We start from the raw sequence: 5,552 nt of genomic DNA, 5'->3' as shown, positions 1-5,552 counted from the left end.
CGTAGCCATATTGTCCAAGGCTGGCGACCAGGTTCCAGCAATCCCGTTGTTGGAAGTCACAGGCAAGGCCGACAATGCTTCCCCTTGGCAGATTGGATTTACAGAAGTGAAACTCGGAACCACAGAAGCATTTACCGTTATGGTCATGCTTGCCGAACCTGCACATTGACCCGCATTCGGAGTGAAGGTATAGGTTGTCGTAGCCATATTGTCCAATGCAGGCGACCAGGTTCCCGTAATGCCGTTGTTGGAAGTCACAGGCAAGGCCGACAATGTTTCCCCTTGGCAGATTGATGGCACTTGTGTGAATGTGGGTATTATGTTCACAGGTGTAATGCTCAACTGTGCCGCATTACTTACAAGAACTCCTGCGGTATTTGAAGTCATCTGACAATAATATTGATTTTCATCAAATGCCAAAGATGCCGGATTTATTGTCAGCGTATTTGTTGTCGCACCTGAATAGCCTCCTCCATTTACAACGTTGGTCCAAACTCCCGAAGCTCCAACTACTTTCCACTGAAAACTAAAACCAACACTGTTTGAAAGAACTGCAGAAAAGACAACCGAGCTATTCTCGCAAGCCGTTTTACTTACTGGACTAGTTATTGTGGGTAATATTGGAGTATTTACATTGTGTGTTCCTAGATTAGAACAATGGCAGTTGGTAGTACAATTGGCTGGATTTGTCTGTGTTGACCAATCACTGGCGCTAAAATTTACTTTTGGAGCAATTGCATTGGGATTTCTAATCATCGAATAGCCAATATTCCCCGGTGCATGGAGATTATCAATTATAGTTCCATTCTTAACCAGTTCAAATTCATCACTGGCATTGAAACCAATTCCCACTATATCTACATTATTACCAAAACCGCATGGTGTGGGATGCGTCCCATTATTTCCAAAATGAATTAAAAAAGTTGTGAGTGGTGGTATTGTTCCCGAAAGATTAAAAGTATTAGAAGGATTTTGATCCCCAATAGTTCCGTATCTTCTTATGCTGTAGGCACTCAAGTTTACGGCGGAAGCAGTGCCATTATATAATTCTATAATTCCTCTGTCTCCACCATTGGCATCATAAATCTCAGAAATATATATGTCAGTTGAATAGCTTACAGCTGGTACAGATTTTATGGGTAAAAAAGTCACCGAAGAAAACCCCTCACAACCATTTGTAATAATTTCAATCGGACCTGTTCCAACATTTCCCCCTGGTACATAAGCTTTAATTTCAGTATTTGAAACAACTGTAAAGCTTGTAGCTTCAACTCCATTGAATTTAACCGAGGAAGTCCCTGTTCCAACTAAAAAACCATTTCCGGTTATGGTAACCAATGTGTTTTCTGGTCCTGAAACAGGAGAAAAGGAAGTTATGGTTGGCGATGCACAAGAAGATGTAACGCTTCCATTAAGTGTAAAATCATCCAACCTAAATGTTCCATTTCCATTAGAATTGCTGATTGTAATTACCACCGTTACAGTTCCTGCTAATCCAACAATAGGATTGGCAACATTTGTTGTTCCAATGGCTTCTCCCGTAGCTCCAATCGTACCACTTCCGACATTTATCCCATTTATGGTCATAGCCCAATCCTGTGGACCAAAATTACTTCGCTGCCTCCAAAAATTAAAGGAAGTAATTTCCACTTGATAATTAGGTGCAACATCAAAGGTTAGAGTAATGGTAGCTGCAACTGAAGTGGTTAGTCGAATTGCTTCACCTGTAGAACCGGCAGTACTGCTCCAACTGTTTGTACTGTTACTCCATGATGAAGCTGAAAGATTATTGGCAAGTAGGTTCGGAGCTACCGTGTATGGATGTGAAGTGATACCAGTTGTACCAAAATTATGACTGTATATCTGGGCATTTAAGTTATTAAAACAAAATAAAAAGGAAGCAATCAATAAAAGTAAAATAGATTCTTTTTTTGATGAATAAGAGGAATTAATCATATTGTAAATTTTTCAAACTATTAGTATGCTTTATTGATATATACCCAGCCTGTTAAATTGGGTCCATTTTCTTGCTCAATCACATAGAAATAGGTGGCATCCGGAAGTTCATCTCCTTTATTGGATTGGCCTTTCCATTGGTTGGTATAGTTTCTATGAGTGAAGACCTCTGTACCGTATCGGTTAAAAATAGTAACATGTTTCACTCCCAAACCCGTCAAGTCCCAATCATCATTGGCACCATCATTATTTGGAGATATACCTTTAGGAATTTTGCAAATCGCTCCAAAAATTTCTACTCTACGTGTCTTAAAACAGCCTGAATCATTTGTGATTGTCAGTTCATAAGTGATAGGGAATTCTTCTATTTCTGGAGTGCTGTTCAATAAAGCTGTTACATTGAGTTCTTTTTCATCCGAACCGATGGCAGCTCCCGAACTATTTTTCCATTGATAAGAAACTGTATCAGGATCAAAAGAATTAGAGAGGGGAGATGCTTGAAGAAGAAAAGCACCGTTTGTGCAACCTTCCGTAATTTCAAAATCAATTTCAGAAGATGTAATCGTTAATGTATAAGGTAATGCACATTGATTGGCAGAAGGTGTAAAAACATAATTTCCACTTGCAGTGATTACGGATGGATTCCAAGTTCCGGAAATTCCGTTATCGGAAACAGTATCCAAGCTAGAAGGAGTAGATCCGATGCAAAAGATGGGTGAAATAGTAAAAACAGGGGTTATTTTATCTGTGATGGTAATGGTTAATGTTGCAGTTGTAGCACATTGTCCTGCATTTGGAGTAAAAGTATAGGTTGTAGTAGCCAAATTATTCAAAGCTGGCGACCAAGTTCCTGTAATTCCATTGTTGGAAGTTAAAGGCAAAGCCGAAAGAGTCTCACCTTGACAGATTGGAGCTACCGAAGTAAATGTCGGAACTATACTTGTGTCCACTATGATGGTCATTGTGGTTGCAGTTGCACATTGTCCTGTATTTGGAGTAAAAGTATAAGTAGTTGTTGCTGAATTATTCAAGGCTGGCGACCAGGTTCCAGTGATTCCATTGATGGATGTAGTAGGAAGTGGAGCTATTGCTTGACCGGAACAAATTGGTGCAACGGTCGCGAAGTCAGGAATAACATTTATGGTATTTACGGTAACTGTAAGCGTGGTTCCAGTTGCACATTGTCCCGAATTTGGAGTGAAAGTATAAATAGTCGTTGCCAAATTGTTCAAAGCTGGCGACCAAGTTCCAGTAATTCCATTGTTGGAAATTAGAGGTAAAGCCGACAAGTTTTCACCAAGACAAATTGAAGCCACTGCCGTAAATGTTGGAACAATTGGCGTGTTTACATTAATAGTCATTGTTGCTGTACTAGCACATTGTCCAGCATTTGGAGTGAAAGTATAAGTAGTCGTTGCCGAATTGTCCAGAGCTGGCGACCAAGTTCCTGTAATCCCATTGTTGGAAATTAGAGGTAAAGCCGAAAGGTTTTCACCAAGACAAATTGAAGCCACTGCTGTAAATATTGGAACAACAGGCGTGTTTACATTGATAGTCAGTGTTGCTGTACTAGCACATTGTCCGGTTGTAGGAGTGAAAGTATAAGTTGTAGTAACCAAATTATTCAAAGCTGGCGACCAAGTTCCTGTAATTCCATTGTTGGATGTTAAAGGCAAAGCCGAAAGAGTCTCACCTTGACAAATTGTTGCAACCGAAGTAAATGTTGGAACTACAAGATTATTTACCGTAATAGTAAGTGTTGTAATAGTGCCACATTGTCCTGCATTTGGAGTAAAAATATAGGTTGTCGTTGCTGAATTGTTCAAAGCTGGCGACCAAGTTCCAGTAATTCCATTATTGGATGTAGTAGGAAGCGGATTCAATGTCTGACCAAAACAAATTGGTTGAATCGCTGTAAAAGTCGGAACAGTATTGGCAGGATTTACGGTAATTGTAAGTGTCGCAGTTGTGGCACATTGTCCTACATTTGGAGTAAAAGTATAAGTAGTCGTTGCTGAATCATTCAAAGCTGGCGACCAAGTTCCAATAATTCCATTGTTAGAAGTTAAAGGTAAAGCCGAAAGGTTTTCACCAAGACAAATTGAAGCCACTGCCGTAAATGTTGGAACAATTGGCGTGTTTACATTAATAGTCATTGTTGCTGTACTAGCACATTGTCCAGCATTTGGAGTGAAAGTATAAGTAGTCGTTGCCGAATTATTCAAAGCTGGCGACCAAGTTCCCGTAATTCCATTATTGGAAGCTAGAGGTAAAGCCGAAAGGTTTTCACCAAGACAAATTGAAGCCACTGCTGTAAATGTTGGAACAATTGGCGTGTTTACATTAATAGTCATGGTTACTGTACTAGCACATTGTCCTACATTTGGAGTAAAAGTATAAGTAGTCGTTGCTGAATCATTCAAAGCTGGCGACCAAGTTCCAGTAATTCCATTGTTGGAAGTTAAAGGCAAAGCCGAAAGAGTCTCACCTTGACAGATTGGAGCTACCGAAGTAAATGTCGGAACTACAAGATTATTTACCGTAATAGTAAGTGTTGTAACAGTGCCACATTGTCCTGCATTTGGAGTAAAAGTATAGGTTGTCGTTGCTGAATTGTTCAAAGCTGGCGACCAAGTTCCCGTAATTCCATTGTTGGATGTTGTAGGAAGTGGATTCAATGTCTGACCAAAGCAAATTGGTTGAATCGCTGTAAAAGTTGGAACAGTATTGGAAGGATTTACGGTAATTGTAAGTGTCGCAGTTGTGGCACATTGTCCTGCATTTGGAGTAAAAGTATAAGTAGTCGTTGCTGAATTGTTCAAAGCTGGCGACCAAGTTCCAATAATTCCATTGTTAGAAGTTAAAGGTAAAGCCGAAAGGTTTTCACCAAGACAAATTGAAGCCACTGCTGTAAATGTTGGAACAATTGACGTGTTTACATTAATAGTCATGGTTACTGTACTAGCACATTGTCCAGTTGTAGGAGTGAAAGTATAGGTTGTCGTTGCCGAATTGTCCAGAGCTGGCGACCAACTTCCTGTAATCCCATTGTTGGAAATTAGAGGTAAAGCCGACAAGTTTTCACCAAGACAGATTGGAGCCACTGCTGTAAATATTGGAACAACAGGCGTGTTTACATTGATAGTCAGTGTTGCTGTACTAGCACATTGTCCGGTTGTAGGAGTGAAAGTATAAGTTGTAGTAACCAAATTATTCAAAGCTGGCGACCAAGTTCCCGTAATTCCATTATTGGATGTAGTAGGAAGCGGATTCAATGTCTGGCCAAAGCAAATTGGTTGGATCGCTGTAAAAGTTGGAACAGTATTGGCAGGATTTACGGTAATTGTAAGTGTCGCAGTTGTGGCACATTGTCCTGCATTTGGAGTAAAAGTATAAGTAGTCGTTGCTGAATTGTTCAAAGCTGGCGACCAAGTTCCAGTAATTCCATTATTGGATGTAGTAGGAAGCGGATTCAATGTCTGACCAAAGCAAATTGGTTGAATCGCTGTAAAAGTTGGAACAGTATTGGCAGGATTTACGGTAATTGTAAGTGTCGCAGTTGTGGCACATTGTCCTGCATTTGGAGTAAAAGTATA

The 5,552-nt window shown here is 40.0% G+C and carries 2 protein-coding genes; both read right to left on the bottom strand.

The annotated features are described in order from the left end of the window. Window positions 1–1,956, bottom strand: a 1,956-nt coding sequence (locus J2X31_RS18140; protein WP_310029007.1) for an IPT/TIG domain-containing protein, incomplete at its 3' end; no start/stop codon positions are given. Between the two features lie 20 nt (window positions 1,957–1,976). After that, window positions 1,977–5,552 (bottom strand): T9SS type B sorting domain-containing protein (locus tag J2X31_RS18135; RefSeq protein ID WP_310029004.1); only part of this gene is annotated, 3,576 nt, incomplete at its 5' end.

Origin of the sequence: Flavobacterium arsenatis (genome assembly GCF_031456785.1) — a bacterium.
In the GTDB taxonomy this organism is placed as follows: Bacteria; Bacteroidota; Bacteroidia; order Flavobacteriales; family Flavobacteriaceae; genus Flavobacterium; species Flavobacterium arsenatis.
The sequence above is the reverse complement of the archived record's forward strand: the minus strand, read 5'-3'. Positions and strand labels throughout refer to the sequence as shown.